The organism is Methylobacterium sp. A49B (assembly GCF_053346215.1).
The window spans coordinates 175,531-189,383 of the sequence record NZ_JBKFBO010000112.1 but is presented as its reverse complement, the minus strand read 5'-3'; the positions used below and the strand labels follow the sequence as shown (position 1 = coordinate 189,383).

13 protein-coding genes are annotated in these 13,853 nt (G+C 72.0%); 6 read left to right on the top strand and 7 right to left on the bottom strand.

The genetic code is table 11. The annotated features are described in order from the left end of the window. Positions 1-18: 18 nt before the first annotated feature. Together ACLBX9_RS19900 and solA are read right to left on the bottom strand one after the other, a co-directional pair. Entirely contained in the window at positions 19-858 is an 840-nt protein-coding gene (locus ACLBX9_RS19900) for a transporter substrate-binding domain-containing protein (protein ID WP_010684490.1), read from the bottom strand. A gap of 83 nt (positions 859-941) precedes the next feature. Beyond that, positions 942-2,111 carry an N-methyl-L-tryptophan oxidase gene (gene solA / locus ACLBX9_RS19895; protein ID WP_447720154.1) on the bottom strand — a complete coding sequence of 390 codons (1,170 nt, stop codon included), beginning with the start codon at positions 2,109-2,111 and terminating at the stop codon, positions 942-944. 145 nt (positions 2,112-2,256) lie between these two features. On the opposite strand from solA, the gene ACLBX9_RS19890 reads away from it, so the two are divergent. Next, positions 2,257-3,252: a GlxA family transcriptional regulator gene (locus tag ACLBX9_RS19890; protein WP_447720153.1), complete on the top strand. Its 996-nt coding sequence runs from the start codon at positions 2,257-2,259 to the stop codon at positions 3,250-3,252. A gap of 369 nt (positions 3,253-3,621) precedes the next feature. Here ACLBX9_RS19890 and ACLBX9_RS19885 read toward each other — a convergent pair whose 3' ends face one another. The 3 genes from ACLBX9_RS19885 to ACLBX9_RS19875 are packed head-to-tail and all read right to left on the bottom strand — an operon-like array spanning position 3,622 to position 6,244. Then, entirely contained in the window at positions 3,622-4,818 is a 1,197-nt protein-coding gene (locus tag ACLBX9_RS19885) for an amidase (protein WP_447720152.1), read from the bottom strand. Beyond that, positions 4,815-6,047 carry an amidohydrolase family protein gene (locus ACLBX9_RS19880; RefSeq protein ID WP_447720151.1) on the bottom strand — a complete coding sequence of 411 codons (1,233 nt, stop codon included), beginning with the start codon at positions 6,045-6,047 and terminating at the stop codon, positions 4,815-4,817. Before ACLBX9_RS19880 ends, ACLBX9_RS19885 begins: the two co-directional genes overlap by 4 nt. Further along, positions 6,044-6,244, bottom strand: coding sequence for a hypothetical protein (locus ACLBX9_RS19875; protein WP_447720150.1), 201 nt, complete (start codon positions 6,242-6,244; stop codon positions 6,044-6,046). The genes ACLBX9_RS19880 and ACLBX9_RS19875 overlap by 4 nt, the downstream gene beginning before the upstream one ends. 360 nt (positions 6,245-6,604) lie before the next feature. Here ACLBX9_RS19875 and ACLBX9_RS19870 point away from each other — a divergent pair, with 360 nt between their 5' ends. Next, entirely contained in the window at positions 6,605-7,306 is a 702-nt protein-coding gene (locus ACLBX9_RS19870; RefSeq protein ID WP_447720149.1) for a GntR family transcriptional regulator, read from the top strand. Positions 7,307-7,310: 4 nt separating this feature from the next. Here ACLBX9_RS19870 and ACLBX9_RS19865 read toward each other — a convergent pair whose 3' ends face one another. Then, positions 7,311-7,727 (bottom strand): nuclear transport factor 2 family protein, encoded by a 417-nt coding sequence (locus ACLBX9_RS19865; RefSeq protein ID WP_012320244.1) that lies wholly within the window; start codon positions 7,725-7,727, stop codon positions 7,311-7,313. 196 nt (positions 7,728-7,923) lie between these two features. Here ACLBX9_RS19865 and ACLBX9_RS19860 point away from each other — a divergent pair, with 196 nt between their 5' ends. From ACLBX9_RS19860 to ACLBX9_RS19845, 4 genes are all read left to right on the top strand, one after another. After that, positions 7,924-9,105, top strand: coding sequence for an ABC transporter substrate-binding protein (locus ACLBX9_RS19860; protein WP_447720148.1), 1,182 nt, complete (start codon positions 7,924-7,926; stop codon positions 9,103-9,105). An 8-nt stretch (positions 9,106-9,113) separates the two neighbouring features. Next, positions 9,114-9,983 carry a branched-chain amino acid ABC transporter permease gene (locus tag ACLBX9_RS19855; RefSeq protein WP_010684498.1) on the top strand — a complete coding sequence of 290 codons (870 nt, stop codon included), beginning with the start codon at positions 9,114-9,116 and terminating at the stop codon, positions 9,981-9,983. Between the two features lie 4 nt (positions 9,984-9,987). Next, on the top strand, positions 9,988-12,456 hold the full coding sequence (locus tag ACLBX9_RS19850; RefSeq protein ID WP_447720147.1) for a branched-chain amino acid ABC transporter ATP-binding protein/permease: 2,469 nt from the start codon (positions 9,988-9,990) through the stop codon (positions 12,454-12,456). 61 nt (positions 12,457-12,517) lie between these two features. Then, positions 12,518-12,709, top strand: a complete 192-nt coding sequence (locus tag ACLBX9_RS19845) for a hypothetical protein (RefSeq protein ID WP_447720146.1) — start codon at positions 12,518-12,520, stop codon at positions 12,707-12,709. Between the two features lie 110 nt (positions 12,710-12,819). Here ACLBX9_RS19845 and ACLBX9_RS19840 read toward each other — a convergent pair whose 3' ends face one another. After that, positions 12,820-13,731: an MBL fold metallo-hydrolase gene (locus tag ACLBX9_RS19840; protein ID WP_447720145.1), complete on the bottom strand. Its 912-nt coding sequence runs from the start codon at positions 13,729-13,731 to the stop codon at positions 12,820-12,822. Positions 13,732-13,853: the final 122 nt, after the last annotated feature.

Below are 13,853 nucleotides of genomic sequence, written 5' to 3'. Positions count from 1 at the left end.
CCGTCGTGCAGGACCGCATCAGTTGGTCGCGTTCTTGTACTTCTCGTGCATCGCCTTCGAGTAAGCGGTCGGCTCGATGCCCCACTTCTTCTCCTCGTCGACGATGAAGCCGGTCTTCATCCAGTCCTTGGTGGCGTCCTCGACGGCGGCCTGGAGCGTGGTGTTGCCCTGCGCCACCGCCATCATCCACGGCGCGTCGAGGATGCCCTTGAGCGGCAGGGCGTAGTTGGCCTTCCAGTCGTCGTCGAGCAGCTTACCCTGCAGCATGCTCTGGTCGTAGACGTAGCCGAGGCAGTTGCCCTGCTTGAGCGCGAAGAGCGGCTTCTCCGAGCCGTCGAACGCGATGATCTCCGCCCCGTAGGTGCGCGCCACGTCCTTGTTGTACCACGCGCCCGAGGTCGCGCAGAGCGGCTTGCCCTTCAGCTGCGCCCAGTCGGTGATGCCGGACGCCTTGGGCAGCAGCACGTTCACGAAGTCGGAATAGTATTGCGGGTCGATCGCCTGCACGACGCGGCGGCGCTCCGGCTTGTCGGAGAGCGTGGCGATCAGCAGATCGACCTTGCCCTGCTGCAGGAACTCGATCCGGTTGGCCGAGACCACCGGCACCAGCTCGAGCTTCACGCCGAGCCGCTTGGCGAGGTCGGCGGCGAGGTCGGGCTCGAGCCCGATGATCGTGCCGCTCGGATCGCGGAAGCCGAACGGCCTGTAATCCGCCTTCACGCCGACGATCAGCGTCCCGCGCTTCTTGATCGCCTCGACGCCGTCGGCGGCCCCGGCCCGGCCGGGCAGCGCGACGGCCGAGAGCGCCGCGAGCGCCAGCGCTCCGGTCGTCAGGAGGGTGCGGATCGTGTGTCGCATCGGAGCGGTCCTGATGGCCTGTACTGAACGTGGCGCTGATCTTGGCATGGTTTCAAGCAATCCACGAGCCATCGGCCAGCGTATCAACCGAAGCGAGCGAGGGTGAAGGGGGCGAGATCGACTTGGCCCGGCCCGCCGGCCAGTTCCGCGGCGACGGCCTCGCCGATGCCGGCCGAGTGCTTGAAGCCGTGCCCCGAGCAGGCGGAGACCACGAGGACCCGGTCCATCCCGGGATGCCGGTCGATGATGAAGCCGCGGTCGGGGGTCACCGTGTAGACGCAGGCCGCCGCCCGGACGACCTCCGGTGTGGTGCCGGCCAGTCGGTCCGCGACGCGCAGCCGGTACATCGCGTCGGATTCCGACGGATCGACGCGGCGCTCCACCCCGTCGGCGGTGGTGGCCGTGTCGTACTGCTCGGTGGCGACCTTGATGGCGCCCTCTCCCGGCAGCGGCGGGAAGCCGTAGAGGTACTCGGTGTCGGTGGTACCGTACATCCAGATGAAGACCGGAGCCTGCGGCCCATAGGCCGAGTCGTCCGCCAGCTTGTACCAGTGCAGCAGCTGGCGCCGGACCGTGAGCAGCCGGTCGAACGGGCGTCCGAGCAGCGGCGCCGTCCAGGCGCCGGCGGCGACCACGGCGCGGTCGGCCAGGATCGCGCCGTCCTCGGTCTCGATGCGGATCCCGGCCCCGTCCTGGCCGAGCGCCCGCACCGTGCAGCCGGTCCGGATCTCGGCGCCCGACGCGGCCGCGCAGGTAAGCTGCGCCGCGAGGCAGCGCTCCGGGAACACGTAGCCGCCGCCCGGCTCGTAATAGGCTTTCTCGTCGCCCGCGAGGTTGAGGAATTGCGGGAAGCGGCGGGCGACCTCGGCGCCGTCGAGCACCTCGTGGGCGATCCCGGCCCCCTGCGCGGCGCTGATCGAGCGGCCGACGAAATCCGGCTTGCCGTGATGGGACGAGATCCCGTGACCGGGCGCCATGACGAGGGCGCCGCAGGCGTTCAGCAGGGTCTCGCCGGTCTCCGCTTCCAGCGCGCGCCAGATCCGGTGCGAGGCGGTGACGAACGGGACGTAGTCGCGCCCCTCGCCGACGGCCTGACGGGTGATCCGCGTCTCGCCGTGGCTCGATCCGAACGCGTGCGGCGGGGCGAAGCGGTCGATCCCGACGACCGCGGCCCCGCGCTTGGCCAGCTGATACAGGACGGCGCTGCCCATGGCGCCGAGCCCGAGGACCGCGACGTCGACCCGGCGGGTCATCGGGCCTGCCCGCGGGCGCTGGCGACGAACGCGGGTGGGCACAGGGCGTTGGGCATGCGGATGGCGTCCCGAATCGAAGGGGCAGCAGCCAGAATGGCGTCCCGTGCCGGTTGCGCTTGTCCGCAGCAGACGGTTTCTTGCACGGATGAGCCAACTCGGAACGCAGACGGCGGATGCAGGCCCCCCGGAATCGGGGGACCGGCCGCAGGAGATCGGCTTCCTCCTCGTCCCGGGTTTCGCGCTGCTGTCGTTCGCCTCGGCCTGCGAGCCGTTCCGGGCGGCCAACGACTTGGCGGGGCGCGCCCTCTATCGCCTGCGCTACTTCGGCGAGGCCGCGGGACGGGTCGCGTCCTCCTCCGGCGTGGAGGTCCTGACCGAGGGGCTGCCGCGGGAGCGCGGGCATCTCCACACCCTCTTCATCTGCGCGGGCGGCGAGCCGACCGGGTGGGACAGGCCGGCGATCCACGCGGCCTTGCGGCGCATGGCCCGGTTCGGCGTCCGCATCGGCGGCATATCGGGCGGCCCCTACCTGATGGCCGCGGCGGGGCTGCTGGAGGAGCGCGCCTTCACCCTGCACTGGGAATATGCCGGCGCCACGCTTGAGGCATTTCCGGAGGCACGGCTCACGCGGGCGCGCTACGTGGCCGATGCCGACCGCCTGACCTGCGGCGGCGGGGTCGCCCCCCTCGACATGGCCCACCGGCTGATCGCCGAACGCATGGGCGCGGCCTTCGCGCGCCGCGTCTCGGACTGGTTCCTGCACACGGCGGTGGGGGCCGCGGACGACCCGCAGCGCGCGTCCGCGGCGGAGCGGTACGGTGTCCACCATCCGGGCCTGCTCACGGTTCTCGAAACGATGGAGAAGACGGTCGAGGCGCCGCTGAGCCGTCAGGCCATGGCCCGCCTCGCCGCCGTCAGCGCCCGTCACCTCGACCGGCTCTTCCTCGACAAGCGGGGCCTGCGTTTCTCGGCGCAGTACCGGGCCATCCGCCTGGCCCACGCGCGGCGCCTGTTGCGCCAGAGCCCCCTGACGGTCGGAGAGATCGCGACCGCCTGCGGGTTCTCGAGCGCGGCGCATTTTTCGCGCCGCTACCGCGCGCAGTTCGGCTGCAGCCCATCCGCGGACCGGGATGTGATCTGAGTGGTATTTGGGCCGAGTCGCAGGCCACGGCATGGCCGCAGCCATGGGTAGCCGGAAAACCAGATCCGGCACTGTGACAGGCGCGGGCGGCCGTGTTCGGTCGGGATCTCGGCGCCGGCCGAACGGACAGATCTCGCCCGATACCGTTTCCGGTTGATCGCTTCGGCTCTGCCGTCTTTGCGAGCGAAGCGAAGCAACCCAGTTGCGCCGCGCCGGCAGACGGCCCGCTGCCTCGGGTCACTTCGCTTCGCTCGTGATGACGGCCGAGCCCCGCCGACCGAAGCATCCTCACGGAAACTGTATGCCAGATCCTGCGGCCCTGCGACGGGCGTCCGTCGAAGGCATCAGACGAAGGGGACGGCCGGCGGGTTATTGCCGCTGCGAGGCGGTTGTGAGCGACCCGAGTTCCGACGCGAGTGCGAGGAGAGCTTCATCGTGGCCCGGCTCGGCCGCGATCGAGAGGCCGATCGGACAACCCGAGATCTGCGCGGCCGGGATGGAGATCTGCGGCAAGCCGGCGTGGCCGGCGGAGCACAGGAGATCGAGCGCCCGGGCCCGGAAGACGTCGAGCACGGGCTCGGGCGTGTTCAGCAGCGGCGCGATCCCCGGCGCGCTCGGCAGGACCAGAACGGCATCGGAAACCAGGCCGAGGATCCGTTCGCGGATCGTCGCGCGAAGCCGCTCCGCCGCCGCGACTGCGCCGCGATCCAGCACCGCGGCGGCCGCAAACCGTTCGCGTACGCCGGGTCCGAGACTCGGCCGCGTCGCCGTGATCCAGGCGCCGTGGCAGGCCCAGGCTTCGGCCGACTGGATGAGGCGGAAGGCGTTGCGCCAGGCGTCCTGGTCATCGCCCGCGACAGTCGCCTCGTCCACCACGGCGAACAGCCCGGCGAGGCGCTCCAGCGCCGGGGCGAGGGCGGCCTCGACGTCGGGACCCGCCCTGTGGAACAGGTCGCGCGCGACGACCAGGCGGCGCGGACGGGGCCGCTCCGCGACCGGCGCGAGCAGGACGTGGCCGACGCGGCGGAGCAGCTCGGGATCGCGGGTGAACCAGCCGAGCGTGTCGTAGCTCGGGGCGAGCGGCACGGCGCCTTCGAGCGTGATCCGGCCGTGGGTCGTGCGGATGCCGTAGAGCCCGCAATAGGACGCGGGAAGCCGGACGGAGCCGCCCGTGTCGGACCCGATCGCGAAATCGACGAGGCCCGCCGCCGTAGCCGCCGCGGACCCCGAGGACGAGCCGCCGGGGATGCGGCCCGGTGCGGCGACGTTGATGGGCGTCCCGTAATGGGCGTTCTCGCCGTTGAGGCTCCAGGCGAGCTCGTCGGTGTGCGTCTTGCCGACGAGCCTCGCGCCGGCCTCGAACAGGCGCTCGACGGCGGGGGCCGTCCGCGTCGGCACCGGATGGGTGGCGAGCCATTCGGGCGAGCCCGCCCCGGTCGGCACGCCGGCCAGATCGAAGAAGTCCTTCACCGCGAAGGTGAGGCCGGCCAGAGGCCCGTCCGCCCGATCCTGCCGCTCGACGAGGCCGTGGGCGCAGAAGGCGCCGATCGTGTCGGTGATGCTCATCGCGGCTCGTGGAGGGTGGGAGCGGGACGGGTGAAGGTACGCGCACCGGCCTTCAGTCCGAAGAGCGGCTGCGCCAGCTCGGAGACTGCGTTCGCGGGCGTGTCCGTGTCGAGCACGACGAGGTCGGCGGGGTTCCCTTCCGCGATCCCGTAGTCGGCGAGGTTCAGGAGGCGCGCCGATTGCGACGTCACCATCTCCAGGCACCCGGCGAGGCCGGCGGGCGTGCCGATCTGGCAGATGTTGGCGTAGAGGTTGGCCATCCGGACGAGCGAGCAGTCGCCGAAGGGCGTGAACGGGTTCAGCACGTTGTTGGTCGACAGCGAGCAGGTGACGCCGAATTCGCGCAAGCGGTGGGCCGGCGTGACGCCGCGGGGCACGTCTCTGTCGTGGTCGCGGCCGGTCAGGAAGAGGTCCGTGGCGGGCAGGACGGTGGCCGCGACCCCGGAGGCGGCGAGCATCCGCCCGATCCGCTCGAGCTGGTCGGGCGGGACGGAGGAGAACTTCGTCACGTGGCCCACGGCGACGCGCCCGCCCCACCCGTACTGGTCCGTCAGCCGGCACACCTCGACGGCGTCGAGATGCGCGGGATCGAGGCCGAAGTCGAGGTGGAGGTCGATGTCGACGTCGTAGCGTCGCGCGAGCGCGAAGATGCGGGCGATCTGCCCATGCGAATCCCGATCCATGTAGGGGGCGCCGCCGATGACATCGGCGCCGCTCTCCAGACCTTCGACCAGCACCGCCTCGCAGCCCGGATCGTCGAGCAGGCCTTCCTGCGGGAAGATGCAGAGCTGCAGCGCGACAGCCCAGGCATAATCCCGCTTCAGGCGCGTCAGCGCACGCACGCTCGTCAGCCCGACGCGCGGATCGGCCTCGACGTGGGTCCGCATGCGCATCGTGCCCTGCGTGACGGCCCTGCGCAGCGTCCGCTCCGCCCGCGCGTAGACGTCGTCTTCGGTGAATGCGCGCTTGGCCTGCGCGACCGCGGCCACCGCCTCCGCCAGCGTGCCCTCGCGGCACGCGCAGCGGCCGAGCAGGCAGGACTTGTCGAGATGCACGTGGGTCTCGACGAAGCCCGGCACGACGAGTCTGCCGCCGAGATCCTCCTCCGGCGCGTCGCAGACGAGGGCGCGGCCGAGCGCGGCGACGCGGCCGTCCCGGATCGCGATGTCGATCGGCTCGGCGTCCGCCTCCGCCAAGCGCCCATTCCGAAGGACGAGATCGAAGCTCATGCGTGCACCTTCGAGGGCATCAGGGGTGAACCCGCATCGGTCCGGTCGCCGCCGAGGTAGGAGGCTTCGCGCGCGACATGCCCGGCCGCATCGGATTGCGCCGGCTCACCCGGCCGCGCGGCTCCGCCGAGACGTGGACGCACCGGCAGGGTCGCGAAGGCGCGGCGGTTGGAGCGGGCATGCGATGAGCGCGGCATGGCAAACCTCGTGAAGCAGTATTTTCGGCAAATTGTATGCCAACGGACTTGTTGTGTCCCAACGGACTTGGCGACCCCTGTCCGCGCTGAAAAACACGCTTTGAAATAGTGATCCATCATCGAGCGATGACGGAGGCCAGCGAGACCTGAACTCTGATGCCTTGCTTCGGACCGGTCCGCCGGAGAGGCCGTCGGGCCTCGCGCGGGCCTGAAACCCGTGGCGTGACCGTTGCACCGGGAGGTCCGTTTCGGCAGACAGCGCACCGGACGTCCGCCCGGGTCGCCGGAGCGGAGTGCGGCCCCGGAGAGGATCATGATCGACCAGTCCGCAGGGGCGACGGCGCGAAGGCCGCGACGTCGATGAAGGCGGCGGACGAGGGGGATCGCGTGGGCGCGATCTGCCAGACCCTGCGCCGGGCCATCGTGGAACGGGCGCTCACCCCCGGCGACCGCCTGCCGGAGGACGCCCTCGGCGAGCGGTTCGGGGTGAGCCGCACCATCGCCCGGCAGGCCCTGCTGCGGCTGGCCGGGGAAGGTCTGGTCGACCTGCGCCGCAATCGCATCGCCGTCGTGGCGACGCCGAGTTGGGAGGAGGCGCGCGACACCTTCGACGTGCGCCTCGGCCTGGAGCGGCTGGTGGTGCGCCGCCTCGCCGGGCAGCTCAGCCCGGCGCAGCGTCAGGCGCTGCTGGACCAGATCGCCCGCGAGGAGGCCGCCCGGGGCGGGCCCGAGGCGCTGTCGATCCGGCTCGCGACGGAATTCCACCTGATGCTCGCCGAGATGACCGGCAGCGCCGTGCTGACCCGCTACGTCGCGGAGCTCGGCTACCGCTGCGCCCTGATCCTGTCCCTCTACAGCCGGCCGCATTCCTCGGACTGCGCCGTGAACGAGCACCGCGATATCGTCGCCGCCCTGGTCGCGGGCGATGCCGACCGCGCCGCCGCGCTCATGGACCACCACCTCGACGCGGTGGCGGAGCGGGCGCGCATCGTGCCCCCGGCCCCGCGCGAGCGCGACCTCGGACGCCTGCTGGCCCCCTACGTGGCGGGCGGCGGAGCCTGAGCCGTCAGGCAGTGAGGCCGTGCTTGGTCAGCAGGCGCTCCGCGCTGTCGTTCCAGACCTCCATGCCGACGATCAGCCCGTCCCGCACGGTGAAGCGGTCGACGTAGCGGTTGCCCTCGAAGGGCGTGCCGTCCGGCCACGCGCCGTACAGGGTGCCCAGGCTGTAGACCGTGGTGACGCCGTCGCCCGGGACCACGTCCAGCCGCTCCATCCGCTTCTTCACCCAGGCGTAGCGGCCGGCATTGAAGGCCGTGACCTCGGACGGATGGTTGAAGACCCGGGCGCCGGTGAACACGATCCGGGTGCCCGGCGCCATGTAGCGGGCGGCCGTCTCGGGATCCGGGACCATCGAGGCCTCGAGGTAGGCGGTGACGTTGGCGGCGTCGCGGGCGGTCGCTGCATCGTGGGTCACGTCGGTCATGGCAGGCCTCCTGTCGGTCCAGAGTGCCGCAAAATCCGCGACAGTGCATGCAGGAAGTGTATGCACTTTGACGCTGGATTGAGCACAGGATGCCTACGGGCCTACAGTCAGTGGTCCGTGCAGCGGCCGAATCTGCCAATTCTGGGTGGCATGGAGGTTGCGGACGGTTGGGGCGCCCCGCCCTCGGAGACACGCCATGGCCTCCTTCCTGCCCCCGACCCTGCGCCGCATCGCGGTGACGACGAGCGCGCTGCTCGGCCTCGCGGTCACGACCGCGCACGGTGCCGACACCGTCAAGATCGGCCTCGTGACGGCCCTGAGCGGCCAGTCCGCGAAATCCGGCGAGGCGATCTCCCGCGGGATCGGGCTCGCCATCGACGAGATCAACGCCAAGGGCGGCGTCCTCGGGCGCTCCCTCGAGCTCGTGGCCCGCGACGACGAGGCCAACCCGTCCAAGGGCGTGCTGGCGACCCGCGAGCTGATCCAGAGGGTCGGCGTCGTCGCGGTGGTCGGCGGCCTCGACACGCCGGTCTCGATGGCGATCGTGCCCATCGCCAACCAGATGAAGGTGCCGTTCATCGGCCCCTGGGCGGCCGGCACCGGCATCACCCGCAACGGCGCCGCCGACAACTACGCCTTCCGCGTCTCGGCTGTCGACGCCCTCGTCGACGAGGCGCTGGTCGCCTACGCGGTGAAGACCTACGGGGCGAAGAAGCCCGGCATGATCCTCATCAACAATGCCTGGGGCGAGTCGAACCAGAAGGGCCTCAAGGACGCCCTGCAGGCCGCCAACCTCCCGGCGGCCGGCATCGAGAAGTACGAGGCCAACGACGTCGACATGGTGCCCCAGCTGTCGCGGCTGAAGGAGGCCGGCGCCGACGCGCTGTTCCTCGTCGGCAATGTCGGCCCCTCGGCTCAGGTGGTGAAGTCGCTGGACCGGATGGGCTGGTCGGTGCCGGTCGTCTCGCACTGGGGTCCGGCGGGCGGCCGCTTCGACGAGCTCGCCGGCCCGAGCGCCGGCAAGGTGCACTTCATCCAGACCTTCACCTTCGCGGGCAACGCGTCGCCGAAGGCGACCGCGGTGCTCGACGCGCTCAAGGCCAAGTACCCGGCGATCAAGTCGATGGCCGACGTCACCCCCGCGGTCGGCATCGCCAACGCCTACGACGCGACACACCTGCTGGCTCTGGCCATCCAGGCCGCCGGCTCCACCGAGGGCCCGAAGGTCCGCGACGGCTTCTACAAGATCGGCACCTACCCGGGCCTGATCAAAACCTACGACAAGCCCTTCGCCCCCGGCCGGCACGACGCGCTGGGCCCGGAGGACTACGTGTTCACCCGCTTCAAGGACGGTGAGATCGTCGCGGTGACCAACTGAGCCCGGCGATGCTGACCTCCATCCTCGTCAGCGGCCTCGGCCTCGGCAGCATGTACGGCCTCGTGGCGCTCGGCTTCCACGTGACCTACGCGGTGTCGGGGACCGTGAACTTCGCGCAGGGGAGCGTCGTCACCCTGGGCGCGGTCCTGGCCTACGCGCTCGGCGTCACCCTCGGCTGGCCGATGCCGGCCGCGATCGTCCTGGCGCTCGTGGGCTGCGCCCTGTTCGGCCTCGTGGTGGAGCGGGCGCTGGTCCGCCCGTTCGTGGCGCGCGGCTCGGACGCGTGGCTCCTGGCGACGGTGGCGGGCGGCATCGTCCTCGACAACACCGTGCTGTTCACCTTCGGCAAGGAGCCGCGCAGCCTGCCCTCGCCGCTGGCCACGAAGCCGGTGGAGATCCTCGGAACCGGCATCTACCCGCTGCAGCTCGTGATCCCGGTCGTCGGGATCGCGCTCGCCTTCGCGATCCGCACGGTGTTCCGGAAGACCGATCTCGGCCGCGTCCTGCTCGCCGTGGCGCAGAACGCCGACGCCGCCCGCCTGATGGGGATCGACGTGCGCCGCACCGTGGCCTGCGCCTTCGCGCTCTCGGCGGTGCTGGCCGGCATCGCGGGCCTGCTGATCGCGCCGCTCTTCTCGGTCTCGGCCGAGCTCGGCACGCTGTTCGGCATCAAGGCCTTCGCGGTGGCGATCCTCGGCGGCATCGGCTCCGCCACCGGAGTGATCCTGGCGGGGCTCCTCTACGGCCTCGTCGAGGCCGGCGTCACCGCGACCCTGGGCTCGACCTACACGCAGCTCGTGGTGTTCTCGGTGATCATCCTAGCCCTTACCCTGCGCCCCGACGGCCTGCTCGGCCGCGCCGCGGTCAACAAGGTCTGACGCGATGCACCGTCTGCGCTCGGCCCCGGCGATGCGGCTCGGCATCGCCGGCCTCACCGCCGCCGCGCTCGGCCTCGTCGCGCTGACCACCGGCTACAGCCACTTCGTGATCGCCCTCGTGGCGCTGACCACGGTGGCCGGCGTCGGCCTCAACGTGCTCCTGGGCCTGACCGGGCTGATCTCCTTCGGCCAGGCCGGCTTCTACGCGATCGGCGCCTACGCGAGCGCGATCCTGACACTTCACGGCGTCAGCTTCTGGCTGGCGCTCCCGGCCGCGGCGCTGATCGCCGCGCTCGTCGGCGGCCTCGTGGCGGTGCCGGCGATGCGGGTGAAGGGCCCCTACCTCGCCATGCTGACGATCGCCTTCGGCTTCATCGTCGAGCACGGCCTGATCGAGGGCGGCGAGCTGACCGGCGGCCAGAACGGCCTCGTCGTCACCGACGCGCCGACGCTGTTCGGCGAACCCGTGACCGCGGCCGGGCTCGCGGTGCTGGCGGTGCTCGCGGCCGGCGCGAGCCTCGCCGGGTTCGATGTCCTCGCCCGCAGCCGCCTCGGCCGGGCGATGCGCGCCGTGCGCGACGCCGACGTCGCCGCGGCGGCTCTGGGCTTCGATCCGGTCCGGGTGAAGACCCTGGCCTTCGCGATCTCCGCCGCCCTGACCGGCCTCGCGGGGGCGGTACTGCCGCCGCTGATGCTGTTCATCGCGCCGAGCTCGTTCCCGTTCTCGCAGTCGATCCTGTTCGTCCTGTCGGTGATCGTCGGCGGCGCCGGCACGGTGCTCGGTCCGCTCTTCGGGGCCCTCGTCACCGTGCTGCTGCCGGAGGCGCTGTCCGGCCTCGCCGAGTACCGCCTGCTGTTCTTCGGCGTCGCGACCCTGGCGGTGCTGTGGCTGGTGCCCTCGGGGCTGGTCGGCAGCCTCGCCCGGCTGCTGCCCCGCGGCCGCGAGGCGCCGGCCGCAGGGGATGGCGGGGCGGCGCCGCTGCCCGGCACGGCGGCGCGCGAGGCCCTCGTCCTCGACGGCATCGGCATCCGCTTCGGCGGCATCACGGCGGCGGAGGGGGTCGATCTCACCGCCCGACCGGCGGCCGTCACCAGCGTGATCGGGCCGAACGGCGCCGGCAAGACCACCGTGCTCAACATGGTCTCGGGCTTCTACCGCCCGAGCGCCGGGGCGATCCGGCTGGGTGGACGCGACCTCGCCGGGCGGCCGGCTTACGTCGTCGCCCGCGCCGGCATCGCGCGCACCTACCAGACCACGCGCCTGTTCGGCTCGCTCCCGGTGGTCGACAACGTGGCCCTCGGCCTCGCGCCGGGCCGACTCTGGCGCCGCGCGCGGGTGCGGGATCGCGCGACGGCCGCCGCGCTCCTCGCCTTCGTGGGCTACCGCGGCGCCCTCGACCGCCCGGCCGCCGAGCTGCCCCATGTCGACAGGCGGCTCGTGGAGATCGCCCGGGCGCTCGCCGGCAGCCCTGCGGTCCTGCTCCTCGACGAGCCCGCCGCCGGCCTGTCGCGGGCCGACACCGACCGGCTGGCCCGGCTGATCCGCCGGATCGCCGACAGCGGCGTCGCGGTGGTCCTGGTCGAGCACGACATGCCCCTGGTGATGGGCATCTCCGACCACATCCTCGTCATGGATGCCGGACGTCCGATCGCGCGGGGCACGCCCGCCGAGATCCGGCGCGACCCGGCGGTGCTGCGCGCCTATCTCGGCGGCGCCGACACGCCGGCCCGGCCGCGGAGCGCGCCGTGGCAGGGGCCGGCGGATGCCGTCCTCGCCGTCCTCGACCTGACCGCCGGCTACGGCGCCGCGCCGGTCCTCGACGGCGTCCATCTCGACGTGCGGCCGGGCGAGACCGTCGCCCTGCTGGGCGCGAACGGCGCCGGCAAGTCCACGGCCATGCGGGCGCTCGCGGGGCTTCTCCGCCCGGTCGCGGGATCGGTCGTGTTCGACGATCGGCGCATCGACGCGCTGCCCGCCCACCGGATCGCCCGGAGCGGCCTCGTCCTGGTGCCGGAGGGCCGGCAGGTCTTCCCGGAGCTGAGCGTCGTCGAGAACATCCGCCTCGGCGCCTTCGGGCGCGGGACGCCGATCGACCCGGCCGAGGTGGAGCGCTTGCTCGACCGGTTCCCGCGGCTGCGCGAGCGGGCGGCAAGCCGGGCGGGCCTGCTCTCCGGCGGCGAGCAGCAGATGCTGGCGATCGCCCGCGGGTTGATGGCGCATCCGCGCATCCTGCTGCTCGACGAGCCGTCGCTGGGCCTCGCCCCCGCGATGATCAACGCTCTCTACGCCACCGTGGCCGAGCTGCGCGACGAGGGCGTCACCATCCTGATCGTGGACCAGATGGCGGCTTTGGCCCTCACGGTCGCCGATCGCGGCTACGTGCTGGAGCAGGGCCGGGTCGTCGCGCGCGGGACGGCCGCGGAGCTGTCGGCGGACAAGGGGCTGGAAGCGGCCTATCTCGGAGCGGCCTGACGGGGACACGGTGCCGGGACGCGCTCGGGGCAGGTACGCCTCCGGCATCATGAGGCGCGCCATGGTAAGGGCACGGGCCGGCGCGCGGCCCGTGCCGGGGCACCGGCTCGAACTCACCGGGCACCCCGACCCGACCTTGAGCCGGCGGTTCCTGGGGGTGGCGGCGAGCCACCCGGGTAGCCAGCCGGGGGCGGTCGCGGTCGCGGTCGCGGACGTGACCGTGCCGGGCGGCGCGCACGCACCACGCTCGTAGGCTCAAGACCCTGCGCGGCCTGATACCCGGCGCGTCAGCCTCGGCGCCCCTACGACGAAGTCCCCCCGCTTCAGGATCGTCCCGGCACATCCAATCCCGGGAGCATATGCCTAGGTCAACGCGTATCCCGCATCGGCGCGCTCGATGCGTCCGCTCGTGGCGAGGTGCATCCCGGTCACCCTCAAGCCCTCCGCCGCCGCGCGGTCGAGAATGCGCCGTCGCGTCGTGATCGCCTCCGCCGGATCGGCATCCCAGATCACCGTCCAATCCGGGTGCGGCATCTGCAGCACCCGCGAGTGGACGATATCGCCCCAGATCAGCAGCCGATCGGATCCGTCCGCGATCATGACGCCCATATGCCCCGGTGTATGGCCGGGCAGCGGCAGCGCATGGATGCCCGGCGCGAGTTCCGTTTCGCCGGAGACACGCCGGATCCGGTCGGGATAGGCCGCCAGCACCGCCTGCGCCGTATCGAACATCGGGCTCAACGCGGCCGGAGCAGAGGCTCTGGCCGCCGCATCCGACCAGTAGGTCACCTCACGCTCCTGCAACACGAGTTCCGCGTTCGCGAACCGCGCGAGGCGGTTCGGCGTCAGGAGACCGCCCGCGTGGTCGGCATGCAGATGGCTCAGCCAGATGGTCTCGACCTGATCCGGCCGCACGCCCTCCGCCGCCAGTGCCGCGGTCACACGGTTGAACCCCGGCCCGAGCACGGTGCCGCAGCCCGCATCGAGCAGCCAGTGCCGTTCCCCGCGTCGGATCAGGAACGCGTTGACCGGCTCCGGCGACGGGCCCGTCGCGGGAAGGCCGGCATCCTTCAACAAGGCCTGTCCGGCTTGGCTCCCGGCGGCCGGGATCATGCTCGGCTCCAGCGGAAAGAGCCCGTCGCGCAACGGTGTCACCGTGAACGCGCCGACCCGGTACGGACCCCTCACGGGCGCGGCTGCCGCAGGGCGGTGCAGCCCGAGCGGGACCAGGGCGGACGCGGCCAGCAGGGTGCGGCGGGAGAGTTGAGGCGACATGGCCGACTCCTCGGAGAGGGGACAGCGCCATCCTCCGGATCGTGCCGGGATCAGACCAGGGAAGTCCGCCCGCGGAGATCCGGGCATTCTTCCCGTCTGCTCGAGCGATGGCTTGCGCACCC